The organism is Halorubrum sp. ARQ200, assembly GCF_005435115.1.
Taxonomy (GTDB): Archaea; Halobacteriota; Halobacteria; order Halobacteriales; family Haloferacaceae; genus Halorubrum; species Halorubrum tropicale.
Window position 1 is genome coordinate 19,812 of sequence record NZ_SGTZ01000003.1, and the last position, 23,998, is coordinate 43,809.

Genomic DNA, 23,998 nt, shown 5'->3' on the forward strand with positions numbered 1-23,998 from the left:
CGCGCCGCGAGCGGTCGCTCAGTACGACCGCGGCAGCCCGAGCACGCGCTCGCCGAGGTAGTTCAAGGCGAGCTGCTGGGTGACGGGGACGAGCCGCGTCAGGCGGGCCTCGCGGAAGTAGCGCTCCACGTCGTACTCGCGGGCGACGCCGAAGCCGCCGTGGGTCTGGACCGCGGCGTCGGCCGCCTCGAACGCCGCCTCGGCGGCGAGGTACTTCGCGACGTTCGCCTCCGCGCCCGCCGCGGTGCGTTCGAGGTCGTCGAGGCGGTCGGCCGCGCTGTAGATCACCTTCTTGGCCGCGAGCAGGTCGGCGTACGCCTCCGCGAGCGGGTGTTGGACCGCCTGGTTGGCGCCGATGGGGCTGCCGAACACCTCGCGCTCGTTCGCGTACTCGATCCCGCGTTCGAGGGCGACCTCGCCGAGTCCGAGGCACTCGGCGGCGATCACCAGCCGCTCCTCGTTGAGCCCGTCGAGGACTTGGTAGAACCCCTCGCCTTCCTCGCCGATCAGGTTCCGCGCGGGGACGCGCAGGTCGTCGAAGTACAGCTGGTAGGAGTGGACCGCGCGGCTCGCGGTCTTCGGAATCCGCTCGATCTCCAGCCCGTTCCCGTAGGCCTCCTCGAGGTCGACGAGGATCATCGAGATGCCGCGGGTGCGCTTCTCCACCTCGTCTCTGGGCGTCGTCCGCGCCATCAGGAGGAGGTAGTCGCTGTCCTCGACCCGCGAGATCCACACCTTCTCGCCGTTGACCACGTACTCGTCGCCGTCCCGCTCGGCCCTGGTCTCCATCGCCGTCGAGTCGGAGCCGGCGTTCGGCTCGGTGAGGCCGAACGCCTGGATGCGGGCGTCGCCGTCGGCGACGCGCGGCAGGAGGTCCGCCTTCAGCTCCTCGTCGGCGTACTTCACGATCGGGACGGAGTTGTAGATCCCGCCGTGGATCGACTGCGGGCCGGCGAAGCCGCCGCCGCTCGCAGCGATCTCTTCCATCATCACCACGGCCTCGCTCGTCGACATACCGACGCCGCCGTACTCCTCGGACACGAGCATGCCCAGCCAGCCGTCGTCGGCGAGCGCGTCGACGAACTCCGTGGGGTACGTCGCCGTCCGGTCGCGCTCGCGCCAGTACTCGTCGCCGAACTCGGCGCAGAGGTCCCGGACGCTGCGCCGCACGAGCGACTGCTGCTCGGTGAGTTCGACCGAGTCCCGCCAGTCCTGCGTCATGAGATCACTTCCCGGCCGCGGCTCATAAGGATTCGTGACCGGGCAGTTCGCGCCGCCGAACGAGCGCTCCGAGGTGCCCGAAGCGGTCGCTCCGCTGGGTCGTCGCGCCGTCGGGTTGCCGCGACGGCACCGCTTATGAACCGGGACGTGGTGGCGGGCGGTGAATGGACCGCTCCTACTGGCGCACCGTCTCCCTGGTGACGCTGTGGCAGGTGTCCGCGAGCGTCTGTTACTACACCGTCTTCGCCGCGACGACGTTCTTCCGCGACGAGTTCGGGCTCTCCCGGCTTCAGGTCGGCCTCGTCGTCACGACGCTGACGCTCGGGTACGCGCTGTTCCTGCTGCCGGTGGGGGCGATAACCGACCGCGTCGGCGAGCGGAAGACCCTCTCGCTCGGCCTCGTCGGCCTCGCCGCGGGGATGGTCTTCGTCGCCGGCGCGCCCTCCTACGCCCTCCTCCTCGTCGCCGTCTTCCTGCTCGGCTCCGTCTACAGCGTCGCGATGCCGGGCACGAACAAGGCGATATACGACAGCGTCCAGCCCGGCCGACAGAACACCGCGATGGGGATCAAGCAGGTCGGCGTCACCGGCGGCAGCGGGATCAGCGCGCTGCTCGTCACCGGGCTCGCCGGGTACCTCTTCTGGCAGGCCGGCTTCCTGACCGCCGCGGGGTTCGGCTTCCTCGTCGCGCTCGTCTTCGGGGTCCTCTACCGCGGCGCCGGCGGCGGGGCGGCGAGCCGTCCGGACCTCCGCGGTTTGGCGGGAAACCGGCCGTACGTCCTGCTCATCGTCGCCGGGCTGTTCCTCGGCGCGGCGCTGTTCACGACCACGGGGTACACCGTCCTCTACGTCGAGGAGTCCGTCGGCGCGTCGGTCGCGTTCGCGGGCACCGTGCTGGCGGTCGTCCAGCTATTCGGCAGCGGCGGGCGGCTCCTCGGCGGGTGGCTCTCCGACCGGCTCCCCGGCGACCCGCAGGTCCGGATCGGCGGCATCCTGCTCGTCCAGACGCTCGCGAGCGCGGGGCTGTTCCTCGTCGTCGCCCGGACCTCAACGGAGGCGACCGCCGCGGTCGCGTTCGCCGCGCTCGGCTTCTTCGTCCTCGGCTTCACGGGAGTCTACTACTCCGTGATGGCGACGCTCGTCCCGGCCGACCAGATGGGGAGCGCGACCGCCGGCTGTCAGGTCGCCTTGACCTCCGGGGCGCTGTTCGCCCCGCCCGCGTTCGGCTACCTCGCGGACACCGCCACGTACCGCGCGAGCTGGACGCTGCTCGCCGGGATCTGTGTCGTCGCCGCCGTCCTCGTCGTCGCCGTCATCCGCGCCGAGCCGCCGGTCGGCGAGACGGCGATGGCGGAGTAGCGACCGCGACGCCGTCCCCCGGCCGGCGCGCCCGACTCTCGGCAACCGCGGCGGCTACCCCCGACGTTATCAGCCGACCCGCCGAACCGTCGGCCGACATGGACGCCGCCGAGCGCCGGATCGTCGGATTCACCGCGGGGTCGCACGGGCTCGTCCACACCTACGAGCTGTCGATCCCGATCCTGCTGACGGTGTGGGTCGGGAGGTTCTCGACGACCGCCGCCGCGCTCGGCGTCGTCGTCACGCTCGGCTACGGGCTGTTCGGCGTCGGGGCGCTACCGGGCGGCATCCTGGTCGACCGGTTCGGATCGAAGCCGCTCATCCTCGCCTGCCTCTTCGGGATGGCCGGGTCGTTCCTGCTCGTGAGCGTCGCGCCGACGCTCCCCGTCCTCACGGCGGCCATCGCGATCTGGGGGCTCACCGCTAGCGTCTACCACCCCGCGGGGCTGTCGCTGCTCTCGAAGGCGGTCGAGCAGCGCGGGACCGCGCTCGGCTACCACGGGATCGGCGGCAACCTCGGCATCGCGCTCGGCCCCCTGGCGACCGCGCTCCTGCTGTTGGCGTTCGACTGGCGGCTGGTCACGGCGACGCTCGCGCTGCCCGCGCTCGCCGTCGCGGCGTACGGGATCACCGTCGACGTGGACGCGGCGCTTCCGTCCAAAGACGAGAAGGATCCGGACGGGGTTGATCCGGACGTGGGGGACCCGGACGTGAGGGGCCCGGACGGGGAGGACCCGGACGGCGAGTCGAGCGACTCGTCCGGCGGGACCAAAGGCGAGGTCTCGCTGTCGTCGATCGCGACGGACACGCGGCTCCTGATCGCCGGCGGCTTCCTGATCGTGTTCGCGTTCGTCACGTTCAGCGGGCTCTACTACCGCACGTTCCTCACGTTCCTCCCGGACCTCCTCGGCGACGTGCTGGGCGGCCTCGTCGACCTCCCGATCGTCGACCCCGAGAGCCCCTACGCCGACCAGTTCGACGTGGGCCGGTACCTCTACGTGGCGGTGCTCACGGTCGGGGTGCTCGGCCAGTACCTCGGCGGCCGGATCGCCGACCGCGTCCCGCCGGAGCGGGGCCTCGTCGCGGTGATGGCCGTCCTGTCGGCGCTCGCGCTGCTCTTCGTCCCGGCGACCGGCGCGGTCGCCACCTTCGTCGCGGTGTCGCTCGCCCTCGGCGTCGCGCTGTTCACGGTCCAGCCGCTCTCGCAGGCGACGGTCGCGGCCTACTCGCCGAGCGAGGCGCGCGGCCTCTCGTTCGGCTACACGTACGTCGGGATCTTCGGGATCGGCGCGCTCGGCTCCACGCTGGCCGGGACGGTCCTCACCCGCGCCGGGCCCCGGGAGCTGTTCGTCGTCCTGGCGGTCATCGCGGGGCTCGGCGCGCTGGCGGCGACCGCCGTAACCCGGTTCGCGACGCGCCGGGACTGATCCGGTGCGCCGTCGCCTCATCCCCGACTGACTCGCCGAGGACGCGGCGTTCGCGGGTCCTCGGATCCGGCGGGGGTATTTAACAAGGGCGGCGTTCAACCCAGTCGCATGTACCACGTCCTGTTGCCCGTCGACATCGAGACGGACCGCGCGCTCTCGCAGGTCGACATCCTCGAATCGCTCCCGGCCGAGGCCGCGGAGATCGAGGTCACGCTGTTGCACGTGTACGAGTCCGTCGACGCGCCCGCCGACGAGGCGGGCTCGTCGGTCATCGACGAGATCAACGAGTCGATCGAGGACCTCCGCGGGATCCCCGACTCGCTGGAGGCCGTCGAGGCCCGGCTCGACGAGCTCGGAATCTCCCACGATCGGGCGCTCCACGTCGGCGACGCCGCGGACGCGATCCTCGCGGTCGCGGCCGACCGCGACGTCGACTCGATCGTGCTCGGGATGCGCGAGCGCTCCCCGGTCGGGAAGGCGCTGTTCGGCAGCGTCAGCCAGTCCGTCATCCTCAACGCGGACCGACCGGTAATCGTCGGCAAGCCGTCCGCCGAGGACTGAGACGCCCCCTCACTCCGCCGTCGCCGCGTCGACGAGGTCCGCGACGGACCGCTCGGGGAGCGACTCGACGACGGCCGCGAGGCGGTCGGCGTCGACGCCGCTGCCCGCGAGCAGCCCCGCCGCCTTCGCCTCCGTCTCCGCGGCCGACATCGGCTTCTCCGGCTCGCCGAGCGGGACGCGCACCGACGCCTCGCGCGTCTCGCCGCCGGCGGTCACGGTCACCCGCGCGCCCCACTCCTCGGGGAACCGCGCCTCGATCGCCGGGTCGGTCTCCACGCTCGTCGCGCCCATCAGCCGACGGACCGCGGGGTCGTCCCACCGCGGCGGGCCGTCGAGGCGCCCGACCGCGCGCAGGAACGCCTCGGCGTCGGCGGTCCCCTCGGTCAGCGTCACGGCGGCGGCGAACGGCGCGGAGAACTGGCAGTCGACGAACCCCTCTGGGCGCCGCTTCGCCGCGATCGGCTCGCCCGTGAGCCGGACGCCCGCGCTCGGGATCGCTATCTCGATCCCCTCGACCGCGTCGGGGTCGACCGCGGGGGCGATCTCCCGGAGCCCGTCGATCGCGGCGTGGAGGTAGCGACAGCAGGGGTACGGCTTGCGGCCCGTCTCCGCGACCGCGTCGTGCTCGCCGATCCGGTCGACGGCGGCGGGGTTCGGCTCGTCGGAGTAGCCGGACAAGAAGCCGTGCTCGCCGTCGAGCGGGTCGGCCGCGCCGACCACCCCGGCGGCCGCGAGGTCGGTCGCCTCGATGCCGCGGCGCGCCGCGAGGCCGGCGTGGAGCCGCTTGTTCCACGCGCCGTTCGCGAGGAACTGGAGCGAGCCGGCCGCCTGGCTCCCCGCGATCCCGAAGGCGTCCCGAAGTTCGCGGGCGTCAAGGCCACGGACCACGCCCGCCGCCGCGACGGCCCCGAACGTCCCGCAGGTCGCGGTGACGTGGAAGCCGCGGTCGTAGTGGGCGTCCGGCCCGACCGCCTCGCCGACGGTACACGCCACGTCGTAGCCGGCCGCGACGCCCGCGCGGAACCGGTCCGCGGGCGTCTCCGGGCCCTCTCCCTCGGCCGCCGCGAGCGCGGCCGCGATCACCGGCGCGCCCGGATGGAGCGAGGAGGCGAGGTGGGTGTCGTCGAAGTCGAGGCTGTGCGCAAGCGCCCCGTTCGCTAGCGCCGCGTCGGCCGGGGTCAGCCGCTCGCCGCTCGGGAGGACCGTCGCGGCGACGTCGTTCTCGGGGTCGGGCGTCGGCCCCGCGATCTTCCGGACCCCGTCGCGGATCGCCGGGGTGGAGTCGGCGTGGGTCGCGCCGCCGATCGCGACCGCGAACCAGTCGAGGAGGTGCGCCGGGAGGTCCGGCCGGTCGGCGTCGACCGACAGGCAGTGGTCAACGATGCGCTGGGTTACCATGGCAGCGGGTCGTCGCCGCCGGCAATCAAGGTTCGCTCCGCGGCAGCCGCGCGCCGCGCACGGCGGTTAGTCGTCGCGGTCGTCGTCTCCCTCGTCGTCGGCGACTCCGCCCTCGTGGTCGGCATCTTCCGCCCCGCCTGCGACCTCTTCTTCGTGGTTACCGTCGCTCCCGTGGTCGTCGCTCTCCCCGCCGTCGCCCTCGTGAGCGTGCGCGCCGGGGTCGTCGTCGCCGTCGGCCTCGCCCTCGGATTCGACGTCGATCGTCACGGGTCCGTCGTCGGTCGGGTCCGATTCGGACTCCGTCGCCTCGTGGCCGTCCGCGTCGCCGTCGTCACCGAACTCGTCGCGGTCCGCCGACTGTAGTTCGCTCAGGGCGTATCCGACCGCGTAGCCGGTCGAGCCGCCGAGGAAGGCGCCGATGCCGGCGCCGATCGGGCCGCCGCGGGCCCCGAGGACGGCCCCGGTGAACCCGCCGACCGTCGCCGCGCGCTCCGCGTCGCGTTCGGGGTCGCCGGTCGGTTCGAGCGGGTCCTTCGCGTGCCGGTCCGCGTCGCCGTGGTCGTGGGCGTCCATACCACACCTTGCGGCCGCACGGGCCTATATCTCTCGCCGCTCAGGCGGTGTGCTTCGCCTCGTCGGCGTCCTCGACGACCTCGACGCCGCGGTTGTTGACCGCGTAGGGATCGAGCCCCTGCTCCTGGAGGAACTGCTTGTAGAGGCGCTCGGCGGTCTCGCCGTCTTTCTGCTTGTCGCTGGCGTGGTCGCACAGCTCGACGAGGGTCTCGGGCACGTCGTTCTCGTGGACGATCCAGTGGTTGATCGTGTCGGAGAGCCGCCTAATGGGCGAGGTGAAGTGGCCGTAAATGTCGAAGTTGAGCGCGTGGTGACCGCCGAACGGGTCGTTCATGTACTTCGCCCGAGGCATCACCTTCAGCACGGCGCGCTGGATCTTGTTGAGCTGGCGCTCCGGCGACTCCTCCAAGGCGGCGTTGACCGCCTTCCGCGGGTCGTCGCCCCACGCCTTCCCGGGGATCGAGACGCCGTCGAGCTCCTGGATCTCCTTGAGCGCCTCGTTCCACTGGTCCGGGGTCGGCTGCGGGTGGACGCGGTACATCGCCTCGACGCCGCGGTCCCACATCAGCGTGTGCGTCACCGCCTTGTTCGCCTTCAGCATCGACTCCTCGATGATAGTGTGCGCGCGGTCGCGGCGAGGGTTCAAGACGAGCGAGCCGTCCTCCTTGCGCTGCTCGTGCATCCGGTCGGCGAGCTCGAAGGCGAGCTGGTTCTCCTCGCTCAGGGGGAGGTCGGGGTCGTCGAGCCGGTTCTCGCACTCCTTGTAGGTGAGCCGCTCGTCGGAGTTGATGACGGACTTGTAAATGTCGATGTCCTCGAAGGAGAGGGTCTCCTCGTCGATCTCCATCTCCACGGTGTGGGCGAGCCGGTCCTCGTTCGGGACGAGCGAGCAGACGGTCTCGGCCAGCACCGGCGGGAGCATGTGAATCGTGTAGTCGGGCAGGTAGACGGTATTGGCGCGCTCGACCGCCTCCTCCCACATCGCGGTGTCGGGCGTGACGTAGTGGGTCACGTCGGCGATGTGGACCCACAGCCGGTAGGCCCCGTCCTCGCGCTCGATGGAGATGGCGTCGTCGAAGTCCTGCGCGTCGACCGGGTCGGTGGTCCACGTGGTGAGGTCGCGGAGGTCCTCGCGCTCGTCGATCTCGGCCTCGATCTCCTCGTAGACGCCCTCGGTCCGGGCCTCGGCCTCGCGGAGGACCTCGCTCGGGAACTCGTCGCGGATCCCGAACTCCTCGAACAGCTCCTCGCGCTTCTCCGCGAGTCGGTCCGCGAGCGCCGGCGTGATCGTCACGGGGCCTTGGTCCTCGGCGGACCCCGGCTTCGGCTCGTCGTCTGACATACCTCCACCAACGCGGGTGCGTTAGAAAGGCCTGTCGGGCGGCGTGAGGCGGCGCGCGGCGCCCGCCCGAGCGTCGGAGCTCAGACGGCCGCCGCGAGCAGCGGCGCCAGCGTCGCCCCCGCCACCGCGAGCGCGACCGCGCCGAGGACGACCGGGACCGCCGACGCGCCGACCAGTCGGATCGCGGTCCGGCGCGCGGTCGCGTCCGAGACGACGAACGGCGCGCCGTCCGCGACCCGCGACTTCACCTCGCCGACCGGCGCGTCCGGGAACGCCGCGGCGTCGCCGACGACCGTCACCTCGTCGCCCGGGCGGAGCGTCCGCTGGACGTACCGCCGCCGCGGGTCGTCGCCGATCGTGAGCGGGCCGACCTCGTACCCTGTCTCCGTGTCGTCGACCCCGTCGACCGCCTCGATGAAGCCCCGGACGCGCTCGGGGGGCTCCTCGCCGGCGTCGACCTCGACCTTCTCGTCGACGTCGAGCGAGAACGTCGCCGCCGCGGGGTCGACGCGGACGCCGGTCCCGCCGGCGTCGACGCGGAAGGGGACGCCGGCCTCGCCCCCGTCGATCGTCACCCACGACTGCCCCTTCCCCTGGCTGCGGAGCTCGGACACGTCGTACTCGACGCAGAGGCACGGGTCGCCGCCGAACGGCGCCGGCAGCGTCTCGTCGTCGACCGCGGCGGCGCGGCCGGTGACTCGCATCTCCCGCTCCGCGCCGTCGAGTCCGGCCGGGTCGGTCGGCGTCGCTCTGAAGACCCGGGCCGCGTCGCGGGCGCCGCTCGCGCCGCGCGCGAGGAACACGAGTCCGAGAACCAGCGCGACGGCGCCGATGGCGGTCGGGACGGGGTCGACCGCGCCGACGGCGGTCGGGACCGAATCGAGGGAGTCGACGGCTGCCGGAACCGGCGTCGCGGCCGCTGCGTGGAGGGCACACATACCTACCGTCGGGGTACTGATCCGCGCCTGGTAGAACTACCGGTCGCGGTCGGAGCGGTCGCGGTCGGAGCGCGTGCGGTCCGACCGCGACCGCTCCGACCGGGCGCCCGCGTCGCCCTCGCCGCTCCGGCCGCCGTCGTCCGCCACCGCGTCGACGTAGCGGCCCAGGAACTCCTCGTCGCTGAGCCCGTCCGCCTCGATCGACCGGAGCAGCGATTCGAGCCCGTCGCGCGGCTGGTGGCAGATCTCGTCGTCGCAATCGACACAGAGGTACTCGAACTCCTTGTCGCGCCGGCTCCAGCGGTCGCCCTCCTTGTCGTACTCGCGCGCGTCCTCCCGCAGCACCGAGTCGCCGCACGCGATACACACGACCGTCCGCCGGTCCCGACTCCCGCGGGAGCCCCACATACCCGTCCCCTCGGACCCGGTCCACTTAGCGTTTGGTGCGACGACCGACGCGCGTCCGACGCGGGCGCCCGCCGGGACTCGGACGGCCCGTAGCGGGCGACGCGTCGACCGGACTCGTCCCCCTCGCCCGGCGACGTACAGACATATTACGGTGGGCTCTCTGTGCTCCGTATGACGATCACCGAGTCCGACCTCCCCGGGGTCGGGAAGAAGTTCGAGATCGAGCTGGGCGGCGGCGAGGAGATGGTCGTCGTCATCCACAACACGGGTAAACGCGAAGTGTTCCGGCGCACCGACCCGGACGCCGACTCGGAGAAGGCGTTCGAGTTCTCCGACGACCTCGCGCGCACGATCGGCTCGATCATCGAGGGGGCGTACTTCCAGCCCGTCGAGCCCGAGACCCAGGAGACGACGCTGCCGGGCGGTATCCTCCTGGAGTGGTACGAGCTGCCACCGGGCTCGCCGCTCGTCGGGGAGACGCTGGAGAGCGCCGACATCGGCAACCGAACCGGGCTCGCGGTCGTCGCCATCCAGCGCGACGACGAGGTGCTCGACAGCCCGGGCGCCGACACCACCCTCCGCGAGGGCGACACCCTGATCGGGGTCGGCACGCCGGAGAACTGCGAGGCGTTCGAAGAGATACTCACCGAATGACCGGTCGATTCGGCGCGTCGCCCCTCGGCGCCGCGGCCGCTCCGTGCGGTCCGGAGACCGCGTCCGTCGGCGCTCGGGGTGAGCGGTAGTGGCGCTGCTCGACGTCGGCGTCATGTTCGTCGCGGTCGCGGCCGCCGGCGCGGTCGCGAGCCGCCTCGGCCAGTCCGTGATCCCCGCGTACATCCTCGTCGGGACGCTCCTCGGGCAGTACGTCCTCGGACGGCTCTCGCTCCCGGTCGTCGGGACCGCCTACGTCCCCGAGACGGAGTTCATCTCCCTCGGCGCGGAGCTGGGGATCGTCTTCCTGCTGTTCTTCCTCGGCCTGGAGTTCAACCTCGACCGGCTGCTCGCCCGGCGGGGCCCGATCGGGACGGCCGGGACGATCGACCTCGCGAACTTCGGGGTCGGGCTCGTCCTCGGGTGGCTCGTCTTCGGGGCGTTCCTCCCGGCGTTCCTGATCGCGGGGATCGTCTACATCTCCTCGTCGGCGGTGATCACGAAGTCGCTCATCGACCTCGGCTGGATCGCCAACGACGAGGCGGAGCCGCTGCTCGGCACCCTCGTCTACGAGGACCTGTTCATCGCGGTGTACCTCGCGGTCGCGTCCGCCCTCGTGCTCGGCGGCGGCGACGTCGCCGCGGCCGCCGCGGACGTCGGGATCGCGGTCGGGTTCATCCTCGTGTTACTCGCCGCCGTCCGCTTCGGCACGCCGGCGTTCGACCGGCTGGTGGCGACGGACAACATGGAGTTCGTCGCGCTCCGGGCCGTCGCCGCGGTCGTGTTCGTCGCCGGCGCGGCGCTCACGCTCGGCGTCAGCGAGGCGGTCGCGGCGTTCTTCGTCGGGATGGCGTTCTCCGCGACCGGACGGGTCCACGACATCGAGACGATCCTGGAGCCGGTCCGCGACGTGTTCGCCGCGGTGTTCTTCTTCTGGATCGGGCTCGTCACCGACCCCGCGCTGTTCGCCGACGTGGCGGCGCTCGTCGCCCTCGCGGTCGTCGTGACCACGCCGACGAAGGCCGTCACCGGCTACTTCGCGGGGCGCGCGTTCGACCTCGACGCCCGGCGCTCGACGCGCGTCGGACTCGGGATGACCACCCGCGGCGAGTTCTCGCTCATCATCGCGACCGTCGCGGTCTCCGGCGCGGAGGCCGGCTCGTTCGATCCGGCGCTCGCGGCGACGATCAACGCGTTCGCGGTCGCCTACGTCCTCGTGATGGCGGTGCTCGGGACGACGCTGATGAGCCACTCGGCGCCGTTCGAGTCGCTCGCGACCTCGTGGCTGGATCGGGACGTATCGGACGGCAGTGGGGCGAGCGGATAGGACTTCGGCGACGCAGCTCCTCGTTTGCCTGGTAGCGACTACGGACCGGTGACGAACACTGCCAAAGCCCCAGCGGTGAGGCGGGCGCACGCTCGCCGCGGTCCTCAGTCGGTCGCTCGCTTCGCTCGCTCTCCTCCCTGCGGTCCTTACGTCGTCACCAGAACGCAACGCGTTCTGATTGGCTCACGAGAGCTTCGCTCTCGTGAACGCCTGCGCCCGCCTCACCGCTGCCCCTTTGATTCCCACCCGACCGCGACTGCACGGCACCTCGCGCCTCCCCAGCCTCGCGGTTCGCTCCGGGTTCCCTTCGGTCGCCCGTCGCTCACCGCGTCCCTCGCGCGTGCGACTCGCGCCCTGTCGGGCGCTCGTCGGCACGCGCCACCGCCAGGGAGCAGACATCTCTTGTCGTCTCGGCGGTCTCGTAGAAACGGGGTCGCCGCCCTCGGCGCTTACTCGGTCGCGACCGGGCCGCGGCCGACGACGTCCTCGACCGCTTGGAGGAAGTCGCTCCGGCTCTCGAAGAGGGGCACCTCCGAGTCCGCGAGCACGTCGTCGAGCGTCTGCGGGCCGTCGGGCGTCCGGATCTCGGCGTCGCCCTCCTGTTCGCGGACGTCGCTGCGCGTCGCGGGCCACGTGAGCCGCGACGCGACGCGGGCGACCGGCTCGCCGGCCACGTCCGGCCCGTCGCCGAGTCCGACGGCCGGCGCCGCTTCCGCCTCTTCGTCCTCGTCCGCATCGGTGTCGCTCATGCCCCGCGGTTCCGCTCGGGCGACACTAATGGTTTCGATGCCGTCCGGTCGCTCGCGGGGCGATCCCCGCCCGCTCGGTCCGACTTGGAGAATACACCCGGAATAATTCGGTAATACTGTTATATCATCCGGCTACATTTACCGGTTGGGGGCACGGCACACGACTCCCGTACTCGCGTGTCGAACGCCGGCACGCCGGTCTCCGCCCTTTCCGTTCACTACACCGGCGCCGAGCGGCGCGGCGCCCTCGGCGACGGCCACGGCCACGCGTCGCCGGTCTCGCGGCTCGCCTCGCCGCCGGTCACTCCCACCCGCGGTCGGTCCGGTTCAGGCGCTCGCAGCCGTCTTCGGTGACGACCACGAGGTCCTCGATCCGACAGCCGAACCGCTCGTCGAGGTAGATCCCGGGCTCGACGGAGCAGACCATCCCCGGCTCCAGCGGGCGGTCGTTGCCCGCGACGAGGTACGGCTCCTCGTGGACGTCCAGGCCCACGCCGTGGCCGGTCCGGTGGACGAACGCGTCGCCGTACCCGGCCGCCTCGATGACCTCGCGCGCGGCGCGGTCGACGGCCGACGCGGGGACGCCCGGCCCGACCGCCTCGACGCCGGCCGCCTGCGCCTCGCGCACGACCTCGTGGACCTCGCGGTACGCCTCGCTCGGCTCGCCGCCGAAGGCGAGCGTCCGCGTCTGGTCCGACGGGTAGCCGTCGACGCGCGTCCCGAAGTCCAAGACGACCGGCTCGCCCGCCCGGATCTCGCGGTCGCCGTGGCCGTGGTGGGGCCTCGCGCCGTTCTCGCCCGCCCCGACGACCGTCTCGAAGCTGACCCCGCGCCCGCCGCGCTCGGTCAGCCGGTCCACGATCCAGTCGGCGAGCGCCGCCTCCGTCATCCCGACCGCGTCGGCGCCCAGGTCGCGGAGGTCGCCGACGACCGCGTCCGCGACCGCGGCCGCCTCGCGGAGGGCCGCCAGTTCCGCCTCGTTCTTCCGCACCCGGAGGTCGCCGAGCGCCTCGCTCGCGAGCCCCCACTCGGCGTCCGGTGCCGCCGCGCGGAGGTCCTGCGTGAACCGCGCCCACATCGTGTCGTCGACGAGGAGCCGCCCCGAGTCGAGCCCGCGGTCGGCGAGCAGCTCGCGCGTCGCCGCGACCGGGTCGTCGCCGTCGCTCCACGTCCGGACCTCCCCGACGGTCGTCGCCTCCCGGACCTGCGTCTCGTACAGCGCCGGGGCGAGCAGCGCCGGCTCCGGGTCGGCCGCGCTCGCCGCCGGCACGACGAGGAAGAAGTGCCGCTCGCCCGGCTCCTCGGCGAAGCCGGTGAGGTACTGGAGGTTGCGGCTCGGGAACGCGACCAGCCCCGCCGCGCCGGCCTCGTCCAGCCGCTGCGCCGCCAGTTCGCGCCGCCGCTCGTGCGGGTCGGCCGGTCGCTCCCCTCCCGACCGGTCCGCGTGTGCGTCGTCGGTCACGGGCCGGGGTTCGGCCTCGGTATATAAGTAGGGTGGCCTTGCGGTGACAACAAGCGGCGCATAACTACGCCGGATCGGTCGCTATGTGATAGCATGTCGACCGAGAACGCTGCGACCTTCGACTGCCCGGAGTGCGACGTGAGCGCCCCCTCGACGTCGGTGCCGTACGACTCGCTCGGCTACGTCCTCTGTCCGGTGTGCGGGTACGCCGCGTCGCCGAGCGCCGGTCGGTCGCCGAGCGCCGGTCGGTCGCCGAGCACGGGCGACTGACCTCACCGACGCCGGGTGCCGGACCCGGACCGCCGGCCGGCGGACGGTGCGCGCTCGGCCGCCGCGGAACCGCACCGCTTTAGCCGCGGGGCGCGTCCGCCCGGGTATGAGCTGGTCGCTGGAGCGCGACGACGGCACGGTCACCGAGTGGGAGCGATCGGACGGGTACGCGACCGTCAGGCTCCGCGAGCGCTCGGCCGGCGGCTTCGTCGTCCGCCTCGACGTGATGGAACAGGCGACCGACGAGTCGGCCTACGAGCGCGAGCGGTTCGACGGCCGGGACGCGGCCGAGGAGCGGGCGGCGGCGTGGCGCGAGGAGCGCGACCTCGACGGGTAGGGCGTGCCTCCGACGCGCAGCGCGGGCACCTACTCGATGTCGACGCCCTCGTCGAGGAAGACCTGACACTCGACGGTCCGCCCTTCGGGGTCCTCGGCGAAACACTGGTAGATGTCGTACGTCTCGTTCTCTCGCGGTTCCGTCACCACCGCGTCGCCGAGCCGCTCGCTCGCGGCGTCGACCCCGTCGCGGTCCGGGTAGACGAAGGTGAGGATGCCGCCGTCGTCGGCCGCGTCGCGCTCGCAGAACCCGAACAGGAACCCGTCGAACGCCAGGATCGTACAGTCGGGCTGTTCGAGCCGCACGGTCGCGTTCAGCCGCTCGCGGTAGAACTCGACGACCGCCTCGCGCCGCTCCGTCGCGTGGAAGACGATTCCGGTCACGTCCGTTCGCTCGGGCGGCGATCACTTCATCGCTCCGGGCGACGCGGTCGACGTCGCCGGACGCGACCTCACCGCTCCGGGTGCGCGGGCGCGTCGAACCCCCCGCGGACGAGCGGCTTCGCGACGTGGCGGCGCGCGCTCGGCGGCACCTCGTACCACCCCGGTTCGAGGTCGCGCTCGATCGGCTCCGCGACCTTCCCCGGCGCGCTCGTCCCGCAGTCGCGACACCGGTACCCCTGTCCGCTCCCCGCCGACGACATCGACCGTCCGCAGTCGGGGCAGGTCGGGACCGCGGGCGCGGTCCGGACGAGGTCGCGGACGGCGAACTTCTCCAGTTTCAGGGTGCTCTCGGGCCCCGCCGCGTCCGGCCGCACCTCGTGCTCGCCGCAGAGGGTGACCCGGTCGCCGGGCCGGAGCGCGCGCACCCGGTCGCGGAACCGACCCGTGGGCGCGAACGCTACGGCGCGGAGCCGGTCGGCGTCGGCCCCGTTCTCCGCGTCGCTCCCGTCCTCGGCGCCGGACGCACCGTCGACGGCGACCGCGGCGCGGTCGCCCGCGACGTCGACGTGGACGTGTCCCCCCCGTCTCGTCTCCGGCTCGCCCGCGACCGTCCCGGCGATCCGGTAGCCGGCGCCGTCGCGGAGGTCGCCGATCCGGCCGGGCGCGAGGTGGGCGTCCGTCCCCTGGTTCGTCAGGAACGTCGCCGCGCGCTCGACCGGCTCGCCCTCGATCCTCTCCGCGACCGCGCGGCACGCGGCCGGGTCGTCGCCGCGGATCCCGTGGAGGATCGGGCCGGGGGCGTTCGGGACGCAGACCGCCGCGCCGGTCTCGCGGTCGACGGTGTCCCAGACCGTCGGGTACCCCGCCGCCGCGGCGTCGAAGACGCTCTCGGCGTCGACCTCGCGGGGCGTCCCGCAGCGATCGAGCTCGCGGTAAGAGATGCGCTCGAACGTCCAGTCGTCGAACACGGCCGGCGCGCCCACCGCCGCGAGCGCGCCGATCCGCCCCCGCCCCGCGACGGCCTCGTCCGCTCCGTCCGCCCCGCCGGCCGGGCCGACCGCGGCGTGTCGGAACCCGTGTTCCTCCGCGGTCTCGACCGCCTCCGCGACGGAGAGCCGCTCGCGGAGCGCGCGCCGCGCGAACGCGGCGACCGCCTCGGGGATCGGCGCGCCGGTCGGGTCGAAGGGGTCGCCGTCTGCGTCGCGGTCGGCGACGACGACGCCGGGAGAGGTCCGCGGGTCCGCCGCCGCCGCGAACTCCTCGACCGTCTCGACCGCGACCGTCGCGGCCCGCTCCGCGTCGACCCCGGAGACGTGGAGCGCGACCGCGGCGTTCCCGCGCGTCTTGTGTTTCACCGCCGGGTTCAGGCGGACGAGGAGGCGCCGCCGAACTCGGGCGTCGCCGTCCGCGAGCCGCGCCGCGATCCGCGTCGCCACGTACGTCGTGCACATCCCGCGCTCGCGGGAGTCGGTGTCGTCGACGGCGACGATCGGCATGTGCCCGCGTTCGCGGCGGCGCGTCAAGCCCCTTTCGAGGCCGGCCCCCGCCGACCGCAGAACGGAACTCCGGGGTTCGCCGACCGCGTTTCGCGGCCGGTCGAGTATTTAACCGTTTCCCGCCTCGAACGGCGGAAATCGCAGGCGGGCGGCAGTTTCGTCGCTACACCGACGACACAACGCATATATACGGCGAGACGCTTGTTCCGGCTATGTCCCGGACTGCGCTCATCGGGAACGTCACCGCGATGCTGGAGGACGCAGGGTTCCTCGTCAGCGACCGGTGTGCGGTCCGGCCCAAGAGCTTCGACGTGGCGGCCCGCCGCGACGAGGACCTCCTCCTGTTGAAGATCCTCGGCAACGTCGACGCGCTCGACGCGGAGACCGGCGCGGAGATGCGCCGGCTCGGCGAGTACCTCAGGGGGACGCCGATGGTGATCGGGATCCGCACCCGCGACGAGGAGCTGAAGCCCGGCGTCGTCTACTTCCGACACGGCGTGCCGGTGATCAACCCCGACACCGCCTACGACCTGTTCGTCGAGGGGATGCCGCCGCTCATCTACGCCGCCCCCGGCGGCCTGTACGTCAGCCTCGACGGCGACCTGCTGGCCGACGAGCGCGAGGAGCGCGGGTGGTCGCTCGGCCGGCTCGCGAACGAGCTGGGCGTCTCCCGGCGCACCGTCTCGAAGTACGAGGACGGGATGAACGCCTCCATCGAGGTGGCGATCCAGCTGGAGGAGCTGTTCGACCAGCCGTTCTCCAGCCCGGTGGACGTGCTCGACGGCGCGGACGAGGTCCGCGACTCGGAGCCCACCCCCTCCGCGCCCGAGGCGGACCCCGACGACGAGCACGTCCTCCACGTGCTCACGAGCGCGGGCTTCACCGTCCACCCGACCGCCCGCGCCCCGTTCAAGGCCGTCTCGGAGGACGAGGACAGCCCGACGACGCGCGTGCTCACCGGCCACTCGGCGTTCACCGCCGCGGCCGAGAAGCGCGCCCGGATCATGTCCTCCATCGGCGAGGTTGCCCGGACCCGCTCGGTGTACTTCACGGAGGAGGACGAGAAGCGCGAGTCGGTCGACGGCACCGCCCTCGTCTCCTGCGAGGAGCTCGCCGAGGTCACCGACCCCGAGGAGATCCGCGAGCTGATCCGCGACCGCGCCCGCGCCCCCTCCGAGGCCTGACCGGACCGCCGCGCCCCACCCGATTCTCCCGTCTCACTCCCGCCGGCGAGCTTCCGCCCTCACCGGCCGAGTAACCGACTGAAGAAGCCGCCGTCCTCCTCCTCGTCGTCGGCGTCCGCGGTCGACTCCGTCTCGGCGTCCGCGTCCGCCGAGCCGTCCCCGTCGTCCGCCTCGCTCTCGTCGTCCTCCTCGGACAGCACGGTGTTCATCGTCCCGGTGTCGTCGTCGCGGAACGGGATGCTGCCCGCGAGTTCGTCGTCGATGTCGTCGTCCGTCTCCGAGTCGGCGCCCGAACCGCCCTCGGGCCCGTCGCCGCCGGCGTCGCGCTCGGCGGTCGCCCCGTGCGCCGTCTCGCCCGCGTCGGGGATCGCGTCCGACTCCTCGTCCGTCGCGGCCTCGGGGCCGGTGGCCTCGAGCTCGGCGGCCGCTCTCCCGCCGCTCACGGACTCGTCGCCGGTGTCGGGTCCGCCGGCCTCGTCGCTCTCGGTCGCCTCTTGGTCGGCGTCGGTGCCCTCGCGAGCCGCCCCGTCGCCCTCGTCGACGGACTCCTCCGGCTCGTCGCCGTCGTCGGGTGTTCCCTCGTCGGTCGTCTCGCCTCCGTCATCGTCGGAGCCCTCGCTCCCGCCGTCACCCGTGTCGTCGTCGCCGTCTTCGTCGGTGTCGTCGTCCGCGATGTCCCCCGCCGCTTCGCTCTCGCTCGCGACGATGATGTCGTCGCCGTCGCCCGGCTCCGCCACGCCGGCCGCGTCGGGGTCCGCGACGATGATGTCCTCGTCCTCCCGGTCGCCGTCGTCCGGGTCGCCGTCGTCCGCCGCTTCGCCGCCCTCCGCCTCGTCTTCCTCTCCGCCGCCTCCGTTTCCGTCCTCGTCCGGGTCGTCGTCGACGATCACCGCGTCGTCGTCTGTCGCGTCCGGCCGTTCCTCCCCGGTCTCGTCCTCGGATTCCTGCGGTTTCGCCGGTTCGCCGTCGCCGTCGGACTCGCCCTCGGCTTCGACTCCGCTCGCGCCGGCGGCCGCCTCGGCCGCGGGCTCGTCGAGCCCGGCCCCCTCCACGTCCGCGCCGGTCAGCGCTCGGGCCAGGTCGCGGTACGCGCGCATCGCCCGTGCGTCGGGCGCGACGGCCAGCAGCGGGCGGTTCGCCGCCGCGGCCCGTGCGACGGCATCGTCGTCCGGGACCCGGCCGAGGACGGGGGCGTCGAGGAGGGCGGTGACGACCTCGTCGGCGTCGTCGGTCGCGCGGGTGATCGCGGCGCCGACGACGGTCCCGCCGAGCCGCTCGGTCAGTTGCCGCGTCTTCTCGGTGTCGCCGAGGGCGCTCCGCTCCGGCGTCGAGACGAGCAGCGTCTCGTCGGCGATCGCGAGCGGGAGCGTGGAGTCGTGGGACAGCCCCGCGCCCGCGTCGACGAACACGTAGTCCGCGTCGTCGAACGCCTCGACGACCCGGCGGAGCCCCGACGGGTCCGCGGCGGCGTACGCGTCGAGATCGGTCGCCCCCGGGACGACCCGGAGGCCGGACGGCCCCTCGCGGACCGCGTCCTCCGGGTCCGCCTCGCCGGCCAGGGCGTCGTGGAGGGTGGTCTCGCCGGGCGTCACCCCGACGACGCCCGCGAGGTTCGCCATGCCGAGGTCGGCGTCGATCGCGACGACGTCGGCGCCCGAATCCGCCAAGATCGTCGCCAGCGCGGCCGTCGTGGTGGTCTTCCCGACCCCACCCTTCGCCGACGCGACCGCATACACCGTTGCCATACGGTGAGGGTCCGGCGACTGCTACTTAAATGTAGGCGGCGGCGAGCGGATCTGCCGCCCGTCGCGGCCGGGTCCCGGCCGGAATCCGGGCGAGATCGCCCCGGAATCGGCGCGCAACCCCGCGGGCTTTCGCAAACACCTTATACGTCGCTTGTAGAGATTCAGGCGATTAGTAGCATGGCGAGACCAGAGGTGCTCAACTCGATCAAGGAGGCCGAACGGGAGGCGGACGAGATCATCGCTGACGCGGAAGCGGACGCCGAGGAGCGCCTCGCCGAAGCTCGAGAGCGCGCGGACGAGATCCGCGCCGAGGCCGAGGAGGAAGCGGAGGCCGAGGCCCAAGAGCGGCTCGAAGCGGCCCGAGAAGAGATCGAGGAGCGGCGCGAGGAGATCCTCGAATCGGGGCGCGACGACCGCGACGAGCTCGAACGCGAGGCCCGCAAGCGGGTGGAATCGGCCGTCGAATACGCCGTAGAACGGTTCGAGGCGGCGGTCCACGACCAGGCCGAGGAGGCGGTGGATGCTCAGGCCTGAGCAGATGAGCCGGGTGTCGGTGACGGGCTCGAAGCGCGTCATCGACGACGTCATCGAGGCGGCGTACGCCCACCACTCCCTGCATGTCACGGACTACGACGACCGGTACGAGGGGTTCGAGCCCGGGACGTCGCTCGACGGCGCGGAGACCGTCAACGAGCGCCTCGTCACGGTCCGATCGCTCGAGAGCATCCTCGACGTCGACGAGGACGACGCGGAGGTCGCCCGGTCGCTCGACGACGACGAGCTCGTCGCCGAGCTCGAACGGGTCCGCGAGCGGGTCAACCAGCTCAACGACGAGCGCGACGAGCTCCAGGCCGCGATCCGCGACCGCCAGGAGGAGATCGACCGGATGGAGCCGTTCGCCGACCTCGGGATCGACCTCGAGTACCTGCGCGGCTACGACTCGGTCGAGGTCGTCGTCGGCGAGGCCAAGCCCGACGCCGTCGAGGCCGCGCTCGCCGACGCCGACTCGATCGACGTCTTCGACGTGTTCGTCGGCGGCGACGTGCTCGCCATCGTCGCGCGGCCGGCCGATCCCGACGCCGAGGGCGTCGTCCAGGACGCGCTCGTCGGCGTCGACATCGCGCTGCTCGACGTGCCGGACGCCGACGCCAGCCCTGAGGAGTACGTCGCGGAGCTGGAGGCCGAGCAGGCCGACCTCCGCGACGAGCTCGCCGGCGTCGAGCGCCGGCTCGAATCGGTGAAGGAGGAGGCGGCGGGCTTCCTGCTGCGCGCCGAAGAGCAGCTCACCATCGAGGCCGAGAAGAAGGAGGCGCCGCTCTCGTTCGCGACCACCGAGAACGCCTTCGTCGCGGAGGGGTGGGTGCCGACCGAGACGTACCCCGACTTCGAGGCGGCGATCGTCGACGCGGTCGGCGACCACGTCGAGGTCGAGGAGCTCGAACGCGCCTCGTTCACCCCCGACGGCGACCACCACGCCGAGCCGGTCGACGACGAGTCGGGCGGCGCTGAGGGCGCGAGCGCCGCGGCCGCGGACCGCGAGGCGGAGACGGCGGTCGCCACCGACGGCGGCCACGCGGCGCACGGCTCCGACGACCCGCCGGTCGTCCAGGACAACGGCAGCGCGGCCGGCCCGTTCGAACTCCTCGTTCAGGCGTTCGGGCGGCCGAAGTACTCGGAGTTCGACCCGACGCTCCTCGTCTTCCTCACGTTCCCGGCGATGTTCGGGTTCATGATCGGCGACGTCGGGTACGGCGTCCTCTACGCCGCCATCGGGTTCTTCATGTACTCCAAGTTCGACGGCGCGTTCCGCGAACTGGGTTCCGTCGCGATGTGGGCCGGCGGCTTCACGATACTGTTCGGCATCTACTACGGTATCGACCTGTTCGGCTACCACGCCTACCAGCTGCTCGGGATCCACTGGCCGGTCGAGGGGAAGGGCCTCTCGCCCGCCGACCTCGATTGGGGGCTCTCGTTCCTCGTCGTGAGCGTGGTGTTCGGCATCGTCCACCTCAACGTCGGTCACGTGCTCTCGTTCGTGAGCACCGCCCAGCAGCACGACCTGAAACACGCCGTCTACGAGGCCGGCTCGTGGCTCCTGATCCTCAACGGCGCGTGGATCTGGATCTTCAGCCGGGTGTTCCCCAACTCGAAGCCCGACTTCCTGTTCGAGGCCGTCTCGGTCCTGACGTTCGGCGCCGTCTCGTTCGGCGGGTTCCCGGTCCTGGTCGGCTGGGCCGGCGCGGCCGCCGCGGTGCTCGGACTCGTCCTGCTCGGGATCGGCGAGCCGCCGGAGCTCGCCGAGTTCCTCTCGCCGGTCGTCAACGTCATCTCGTACGCCCGGCTGATGGCCGTCCTGCTCGCGAAGGGCGGGATGGCGCTCGCGGTCAACCTGCTCGCGTTCGGCGCCTACATCGACAACGGCGGCGACGGGAGCTTCCACTTCATCTTCAGCGCGGACTACCTCGCAAAGGTGCAAGAGACCGCGGACTACGAGCTCGTGTTCGCGGGGATCACCACGGCGTTCGACCCGGCCTCGATCGGCCTCGTCGGGATCGTCGCGCTCGTCGGCGGCATCGTCGTCGCGCTCGTCGGCCACGTCGTCGTCCTCCTGCTCGGGGTCACGTCCGCCGGCATTCAGGCGGTCCGCCTCGAGTACGTGGAGTTCTTCGGGAACTTCTACGAGGGCGGCGGCCGCGCGTACCTCCCGTTCGGCCGCGACCGGAAGTACACCCGCGACGACTGACGACGCCCTGCCGTCGGTCGCCGCTCGGTCTCGCCGCTTCGCGTGCGGTCGAACCCGGCAATCCCGTCGGGTTCTGACGCGGATAGCGCCTGCTTTCCCCGCCGTTCTCCCGGATCCCGTTCGGTCGTTTTGGGAAGCTTTATGACTCCTCTAGGGGCAACTAGCAACCGTTCGGAGACGAGCAACAGCAACTACTACCAATGTTTGAAGCTACCAACGAACTCGGGAACCTCGTACTGTCGACCGGTGGAACGCTGACTGACCCCAACGCCGCGGCGGCGCTCGCCGTCGGGCTCGCGGCGCTGGGCGCAGGCTACGCGGAGCGCGGTATCGGGTCGGCCGCCGTCGGCGCGATGGCCGAGGACGACGACCTCTTCGTCAACGGGCTCATCCTGACGGTCCTTCCCGAGACGATCGTCATCCTCGCGCTCGTCGTCGTCTTCATCGTCGGGTAACTCTCCAGCGTTTTTCAACCAATGAGTTTGGAAACCGTCGTTGAGGACGTTGAAGATGAGGCCCGCGCGCGTGCGGAGGAGATCCGCGAACAGGCCGAGGCCGAGGCCAACGAGGTCATCGAGGAGGCGGAGGCCGACGCGGACCGCATCCGCGAGGAGCGGCTCGCAGAGGTCGAGAGCCAGATCGACCAGGAGCGCGAACAGACGCTCTCGTCGGCGAAGCTCGAGGCCAAACAGGAGCGGCTGGGCGCCCGCCGCGACGTCTTGGAGGACGTCCACGACGAGGTCGAGGCGGCGATAGCCGACCTCGACGGCGACGACCGCCGCGACCTCACGGAGGCCTTACTCGACGCGACCCTCGCGGAGTTCGACGACGACGAGGACGTCGCCGTCTACACCCGCGCCGAGGACGTCGAGCTGCTCGAGGAGCTCGTGGCGGACCGCAACGCCGAGGTCGACGGCGAGGTCGACTGCCTCGGCGGCGTCGTCGCAGAGAGCGACACCTCCCGCGTTCGCGTGAACAACACGTTCGACTCGGTCCTGGAGTCCGTCTGGGACGACGAGTTGAAGAACATCTCGGAGCGGCTGTTCGACCAATGAGCGCCGCCGGTAGCTCGAACCCCGAGTACGTCGTCGCGCGGGTTCGTGCCCGCCGCGGCAGCCTCTACGGGGACGAGGAGTACCGCAAGCTGACCCGGATGGGGCCGGCCGAGATCGCCCGGTTCATGGAGGAGTCGAGCTACGGCGAGGAGATCAACGCGCTCGGCAGCCGCCACGGCGGCGTGGACCTGATCGAGTACGCGTTAAACCGGAACCTCGCCGAGCAGTTCGACGCCATCCTCGACTGGAGCGAGGGGCCGCTGTACGACCTCATCGCCCGCTACCTCCGGAAGTTCGACGCCTGGAACGTGAAGACGGTCATCCGCGGCGTCTACACCGACGCGGACCAGTCGGCCGTCGAGGTCGACCTGATCCGCGCCGGCGAGTTCGACGACCGGCGCATCCGTCGACTGCTGGAGGCGGACTCGATCGACGGCGTGATCGAGGTCCTCGAAGACACGATCTACGGCGAGCCGCTTCGGGAAGCGTTCGCCGAGTACGAGGAGGCGGGCGTGTTGGTGCCCTTGGAGAACGCGGTCGACCGCGCGTTCTACGAGCGGCTCCTCTCCGGGCTCGGCGGCGACGAGCCGACCCGGCAGTACGAGTCGTTCCTCAAGGCGGAGGTCGACTTCCGGAACGCGACGAACGCGCTCCGGCTCGCCCGCTCGGGCGCGGACATCGACCCCGCGGCGTACTTCATCGAGGGCGGCGACCTGTTCACCCGCTCGTCGCTCGCGCGGCTGGCGCAGAACCTCGACGAGCTGGTCGAGTACATCGGCGACAGCCAGTACGGCGACGAGCTCGGGCCCGCGCTGCGCGAGCTCGAGGAGGCGGACAGCCTCATCGCGTTCGAGCACGCCATCGACGGCGCGCTGTTGGCGTACGGCGACCGGCTCGGCACGATCCACCCGGTGTCGGTCACCCCGGTGATCTCCTACATCCTCGCGAAGGAGCGCGAGACGGAGAACATCCGGGCGATCGCCCGCGGGAAGGAGGCCGGCCTCTCGCCCGACGAGATCGAATCGGAGCTGGTGATAACATGAGCCAGGAGATAGCGGTCGTCGGCAGCCCGGAGTTCACGACCGGATTCCGCCTCGCCGGCGTCCGAGCGTTCGAGAACGTGCCGGACGAGGAGAAGGACGAGGCGCTCGACGACGCCGTCGAGCGGACGCTCGACGACGACGACGTCGGCATCATCGTGATGCACGACGACGACCTCGACCACCTCTCGCGGGGGACCCGCGAGGCCGTCGAGGGGAGCATCGAGCCGGTCCTCGTGACGCTCGGCGGCTCCGGCGCCGGCAGCGGCGGGCTGCGCGACCAGATCAAACGCGCCATCGGCATCGACCTGATGGAGGAAGACGACTAAT

Annotated in this window: 25 protein-coding genes; 14 read left to right on the forward strand and 11 right to left on the reverse strand. The window is 72.1% G+C overall.

What is annotated here, in order from left to right; all coding sequences use genetic code 11:
* Positions 1–18 precede the first annotated feature (18 nt).
* Entirely contained in the window at positions 19–1,221 is a 1,203-nt protein-coding gene (locus EXE50_RS05515; protein ID WP_137704555.1) for an acyl-CoA dehydrogenase family protein, read from the reverse strand.
* Positions 1,222–1,385: 164 nt separating this feature from the next.
* Between EXE50_RS05515 and EXE50_RS05520 the strand changes: the two genes are divergently transcribed.
* The 3 genes from EXE50_RS05520 (at position 1,386) to EXE50_RS05530 (ending at position 4,567) form a co-directional block, all read left to right on the forward strand.
* Positions 1,386–2,579 (forward strand): MFS transporter, encoded by a 1,194-nt coding sequence (locus EXE50_RS05520; RefSeq protein ID WP_137704556.1) that lies wholly within the window; start codon positions 1,386–1,388, stop codon positions 2,577–2,579.
* Positions 2,580–2,677: 98 nt separating this feature from the next.
* Positions 2,678–4,006 (forward strand): MFS transporter, encoded by a 1,329-nt coding sequence (locus EXE50_RS05525; RefSeq protein WP_137704557.1) that lies wholly within the window; start codon positions 2,678–2,680, stop codon positions 4,004–4,006.
* A 108-nt stretch (positions 4,007–4,114) separates the two neighbouring features.
* Positions 4,115–4,567 carry a universal stress protein gene (locus tag EXE50_RS05530; protein WP_137704558.1) on the forward strand — a complete coding sequence of 151 codons (453 nt, stop codon included), beginning with the start codon at positions 4,115–4,117 and terminating at the stop codon, positions 4,565–4,567.
* Positions 4,568–4,576: 9 nt separating this feature from the next.
* On the opposite strand, the gene EXE50_RS05535 is transcribed toward EXE50_RS05530, so the two are convergent.
* From EXE50_RS05535 to EXE50_RS05555, 5 genes are all read right to left on the reverse strand, one after another.
* Positions 4,577–5,965, reverse strand: a complete 1,389-nt coding sequence (locus tag EXE50_RS05535) for an MmgE/PrpD family protein (protein WP_137704559.1) — start codon at positions 5,963–5,965, stop codon at positions 4,577–4,579.
* A gap of 66 nt (positions 5,966–6,031) precedes the next feature.
* Positions 6,032–6,538 carry a hypothetical protein gene (locus EXE50_RS05540; RefSeq protein WP_137704560.1) on the reverse strand — a complete coding sequence of 169 codons (507 nt, stop codon included), beginning with the start codon at positions 6,536–6,538 and terminating at the stop codon, positions 6,032–6,034.
* Positions 6,539–6,578: 40 nt separating this feature from the next.
* A complete protein-coding gene (locus EXE50_RS05545; protein WP_053772435.1) occupies positions 6,579–7,880 on the reverse strand; it encodes a ribonuclease R family protein in 1,302 nt (433 codons plus the stop codon).
* Between the two features lie 80 nt (positions 7,881–7,960).
* A complete protein-coding gene (locus tag EXE50_RS05550; RefSeq protein ID WP_053772436.1) occupies positions 7,961–8,818 on the reverse strand; it encodes a hypothetical protein in 858 nt (285 codons plus the stop codon).
* Between the two features lie 36 nt (positions 8,819–8,854).
* Positions 8,855–9,226: a hypothetical protein gene (locus tag EXE50_RS05555; RefSeq protein ID WP_137704561.1), complete on the reverse strand. Its 372-nt coding sequence runs from the start codon at positions 9,224–9,226 to the stop codon at positions 8,855–8,857.
* 171 nt (positions 9,227–9,397) lie between these two features.
* Between EXE50_RS05555 and EXE50_RS05560 the strand changes: the two genes are divergently transcribed.
* A complete protein-coding gene (locus EXE50_RS05560) occupies positions 9,398–9,880 on the forward strand; it encodes a cation:proton antiporter regulatory subunit (RefSeq protein ID WP_053772438.1) in 483 nt (160 codons plus the stop codon).
* An 88-nt stretch (positions 9,881–9,968) separates the two neighbouring features.
* Positions 9,969–11,204: a cation:proton antiporter gene (locus EXE50_RS05565; RefSeq protein ID WP_137704562.1), complete on the forward strand. Its 1,236-nt coding sequence runs from the start codon at positions 9,969–9,971 to the stop codon at positions 11,202–11,204.
* A 449-nt stretch (positions 11,205–11,653) separates the two neighbouring features.
* Here EXE50_RS05565 and EXE50_RS05570 read toward each other — a convergent pair whose 3' ends face one another.
* Together EXE50_RS05570 and EXE50_RS05575 are read right to left on the reverse strand one after the other, a co-directional pair.
* Positions 11,654–11,953, reverse strand: a complete 300-nt coding sequence (locus tag EXE50_RS05570) for a DUF5789 family protein (protein WP_137704563.1) — start codon at positions 11,951–11,953, stop codon at positions 11,654–11,656.
* Positions 11,954–12,254: 301 nt separating this feature from the next.
* A complete protein-coding gene (locus EXE50_RS05575) occupies positions 12,255–13,415 on the reverse strand; it encodes an aminopeptidase P family protein (RefSeq protein WP_137704564.1) in 1,161 nt (386 codons plus the stop codon).
* 93 nt (positions 13,416–13,508) lie between these two features.
* On the opposite strand from EXE50_RS05575, the gene EXE50_RS17345 reads away from it, so the two are divergent.
* Both EXE50_RS17345 and EXE50_RS05580 read left to right on the forward strand, forming a co-directional pair.
* Positions 13,509–13,685 carry a hypothetical protein gene (locus EXE50_RS17345; RefSeq protein ID WP_167551916.1) on the forward strand — a complete coding sequence of 59 codons (177 nt, stop codon included), beginning with the start codon at positions 13,509–13,511 and terminating at the stop codon, positions 13,683–13,685.
* A 106-nt stretch (positions 13,686–13,791) separates the two neighbouring features.
* A complete protein-coding gene (locus tag EXE50_RS05580) occupies positions 13,792–14,022 on the forward strand; it encodes a hypothetical protein (protein WP_053772442.1) in 231 nt (76 codons plus the stop codon).
* 29 nt (positions 14,023–14,051) lie between these two features.
* Here EXE50_RS05580 and EXE50_RS05585 read toward each other — a convergent pair whose 3' ends face one another.
* Both EXE50_RS05585 and EXE50_RS05590 read right to left on the reverse strand, forming a co-directional pair.
* A complete protein-coding gene (locus tag EXE50_RS05585; protein WP_137704565.1) occupies positions 14,052–14,405 on the reverse strand; it encodes a VOC family protein in 354 nt (117 codons plus the stop codon).
* 68 nt (positions 14,406–14,473) lie between these two features.
* Complete coding sequence (locus EXE50_RS05590) at positions 14,474–15,901, reverse strand: tRNA(Ile)(2)-agmatinylcytidine synthase (protein ID WP_137704566.1); 1,428 nt, start codon at positions 15,899–15,901, stop codon at positions 14,474–14,476.
* A gap of 212 nt (positions 15,902–16,113) precedes the next feature.
* Between EXE50_RS05590 and EXE50_RS05595 the strand changes: the two genes are divergently transcribed.
* Positions 16,114–17,085 (forward strand): transcriptional regulator, encoded by a 972-nt coding sequence (locus tag EXE50_RS05595; RefSeq protein ID WP_053772445.1) that lies wholly within the window; start codon positions 16,114–16,116, stop codon positions 17,083–17,085.
* 59 nt (positions 17,086–17,144) lie between these two features.
* On the opposite strand, the gene minD is transcribed toward EXE50_RS05595, so the two are convergent.
* Positions 17,145–18,830: a cell division ATPase MinD gene (gene minD, locus EXE50_RS05600; RefSeq protein WP_137704567.1), complete on the reverse strand. Its 1,686-nt coding sequence runs from the start codon at positions 18,828–18,830 to the stop codon at positions 17,145–17,147.
* A gap of 177 nt (positions 18,831–19,007) precedes the next feature.
* Here minD and ahaH point away from each other — a divergent pair, with 177 nt between their 5' ends.
* The 6 genes from ahaH to EXE50_RS05630 all read left to right on the forward strand — a co-directional run bounded on the left by ahaH (position 19,008) and on the right by EXE50_RS05630 (position 23,997).
* Positions 19,008–19,364 (forward strand): ATP synthase archaeal subunit H, encoded by a 357-nt coding sequence (gene ahaH / locus EXE50_RS05605; protein WP_053772447.1) that lies wholly within the window; start codon positions 19,008–19,010, stop codon positions 19,362–19,364.
* 4 nt (positions 19,365–19,368) lie between these two features.
* Positions 19,369–21,573, forward strand: coding sequence for a V-type ATP synthase subunit I (locus EXE50_RS05610; protein WP_137704699.1), 2,205 nt, complete (start codon positions 19,369–19,371; stop codon positions 21,571–21,573).
* Positions 21,574–21,773: 200 nt separating this feature from the next.
* On the forward strand, positions 21,774–22,028 hold the full coding sequence (locus EXE50_RS05615) for a hypothetical protein (protein ID WP_004598766.1): 255 nt from the start codon (positions 21,774–21,776) through the stop codon (positions 22,026–22,028).
* Positions 22,029–22,049: 21 nt separating this feature from the next.
* Entirely contained in the window at positions 22,050–22,628 is a 579-nt protein-coding gene (locus tag EXE50_RS05620) for a V-type ATP synthase subunit E (protein ID WP_137704568.1), read from the forward strand.
* Positions 22,625–23,671 carry a V-type ATP synthase subunit C gene (locus EXE50_RS05625; protein ID WP_137704569.1) on the forward strand — a complete coding sequence of 349 codons (1,047 nt, stop codon included), beginning with the start codon at positions 22,625–22,627 and terminating at the stop codon, positions 23,669–23,671. The genes EXE50_RS05620 and EXE50_RS05625 overlap by 4 nt, the downstream gene beginning before the upstream one ends.
* Positions 23,668–23,997 carry a V-type ATP synthase subunit F gene (locus EXE50_RS05630; protein ID WP_121600302.1) on the forward strand — a complete coding sequence of 110 codons (330 nt, stop codon included), beginning with the start codon at positions 23,668–23,670 and terminating at the stop codon, positions 23,995–23,997. Before EXE50_RS05625 ends, EXE50_RS05630 begins: the two co-directional genes overlap by 4 nt.
* Position 23,998 lies beyond the last annotated feature (1 nt).

What these genes read in the sequence shown, in the direction of transcription:
- EXE50_RS05540 (WP_137704560.1), bottom strand. Translation starts at nt 6,538, where the DNA reads ATGGACGCCCACGACCACGGCGACGCGGACCGGCACGCGAAGGACCCG.
- EXE50_RS05615 (WP_004598766.1), top strand. Translation starts at nt 21,774, where the DNA reads ATGTTTGAAGCTACCAACGAACTCGGGAACCTCGTACTGTCGACCGGT.
- EXE50_RS05610 (WP_137704699.1), top strand. Translation starts at nt 19,369, where the DNA reads ATGAGCCGGGTGTCGGTGACGGGCTCGAAGCGCGTCATCGACGACGTC.
- EXE50_RS05620 (WP_137704568.1), top strand. Translation starts at nt 22,050, where the DNA reads ATGAGTTTGGAAACCGTCGTTGAGGACGTTGAAGATGAGGCCCGCGCG.
- EXE50_RS05580 (WP_053772442.1), top strand. Translation starts at nt 13,792, where the DNA reads ATGAGCTGGTCGCTGGAGCGCGACGACGGCACGGTCACCGAGTGGGAG.
- EXE50_RS05560 (WP_053772438.1), top strand. Translation starts at nt 9,398, where the DNA reads ATGACGATCACCGAGTCCGACCTCCCCGGGGTCGGGAAGAAGTTCGAG.
- EXE50_RS05550 (WP_053772436.1), bottom strand. Translation starts at nt 8,818, where the DNA reads ATGTGTGCCCTCCACGCAGCGGCCGCGACGCCGGTTCCGGCAGCCGTC.
- minD (WP_137704567.1), bottom strand. Translation starts at nt 18,830, where the DNA reads ATGGCAACGGTGTATGCGGTCGCGTCGGCGAAGGGTGGGGTCGGGAAG.
- EXE50_RS05625 (WP_137704569.1), top strand. Translation starts at nt 22,625, where the DNA reads ATGAGCGCCGCCGGTAGCTCGAACCCCGAGTACGTCGTCGCGCGGGTT.
- EXE50_RS05520 (WP_137704556.1), top strand. Translation starts at nt 1,386, where the DNA reads ATGGACCGCTCCTACTGGCGCACCGTCTCCCTGGTGACGCTGTGGCAG.
- EXE50_RS05545 (WP_053772435.1), bottom strand. Translation starts at nt 7,880, where the DNA reads ATGTCAGACGACGAGCCGAAGCCGGGGTCCGCCGAGGACCAAGGCCCC.
- EXE50_RS05555 (WP_137704561.1), bottom strand. Translation starts at nt 9,226, where the DNA reads ATGTGGGGCTCCCGCGGGAGTCGGGACCGGCGGACGGTCGTGTGTATC.
- EXE50_RS05570 (WP_137704563.1), bottom strand. Translation starts at nt 11,953, where the DNA reads ATGAGCGACACCGATGCGGACGAGGACGAAGAGGCGGAAGCGGCGCCG.
- ahaH (WP_053772447.1), top strand. Translation starts at nt 19,008, where the DNA reads ATGGCGAGACCAGAGGTGCTCAACTCGATCAAGGAGGCCGAACGGGAG.
- EXE50_RS05515 (WP_137704555.1), bottom strand. Translation starts at nt 1,221, where the DNA reads ATGACGCAGGACTGGCGGGACTCGGTCGAACTCACCGAGCAGCAGTCG.
- EXE50_RS05535 (WP_137704559.1), bottom strand. Translation starts at nt 5,965, where the DNA reads ATGGTAACCCAGCGCATCGTTGACCACTGCCTGTCGGTCGACGCCGAC.
- EXE50_RS05525 (WP_137704557.1), top strand. Translation starts at nt 2,678, where the DNA reads ATGGACGCCGCCGAGCGCCGGATCGTCGGATTCACCGCGGGGTCGCAC.
- EXE50_RS05630 (WP_121600302.1), top strand. Translation starts at nt 23,668, where the DNA reads ATGAGCCAGGAGATAGCGGTCGTCGGCAGCCCGGAGTTCACGACCGGA.
- EXE50_RS05595 (WP_053772445.1), top strand. Translation starts at nt 16,114, where the DNA reads ATGTCCCGGACTGCGCTCATCGGGAACGTCACCGCGATGCTGGAGGAC.
- EXE50_RS17345 (WP_167551916.1), top strand. Translation starts at nt 13,509, where the DNA reads ATGTCGACCGAGAACGCTGCGACCTTCGACTGCCCGGAGTGCGACGTG.
- EXE50_RS05590 (WP_137704566.1), bottom strand. Translation starts at nt 15,901, where the DNA reads ATGCCGATCGTCGCCGTCGACGACACCGACTCCCGCGAGCGCGGGATG.
- EXE50_RS05530 (WP_137704558.1), top strand. Translation starts at nt 4,115, where the DNA reads ATGTACCACGTCCTGTTGCCCGTCGACATCGAGACGGACCGCGCGCTC.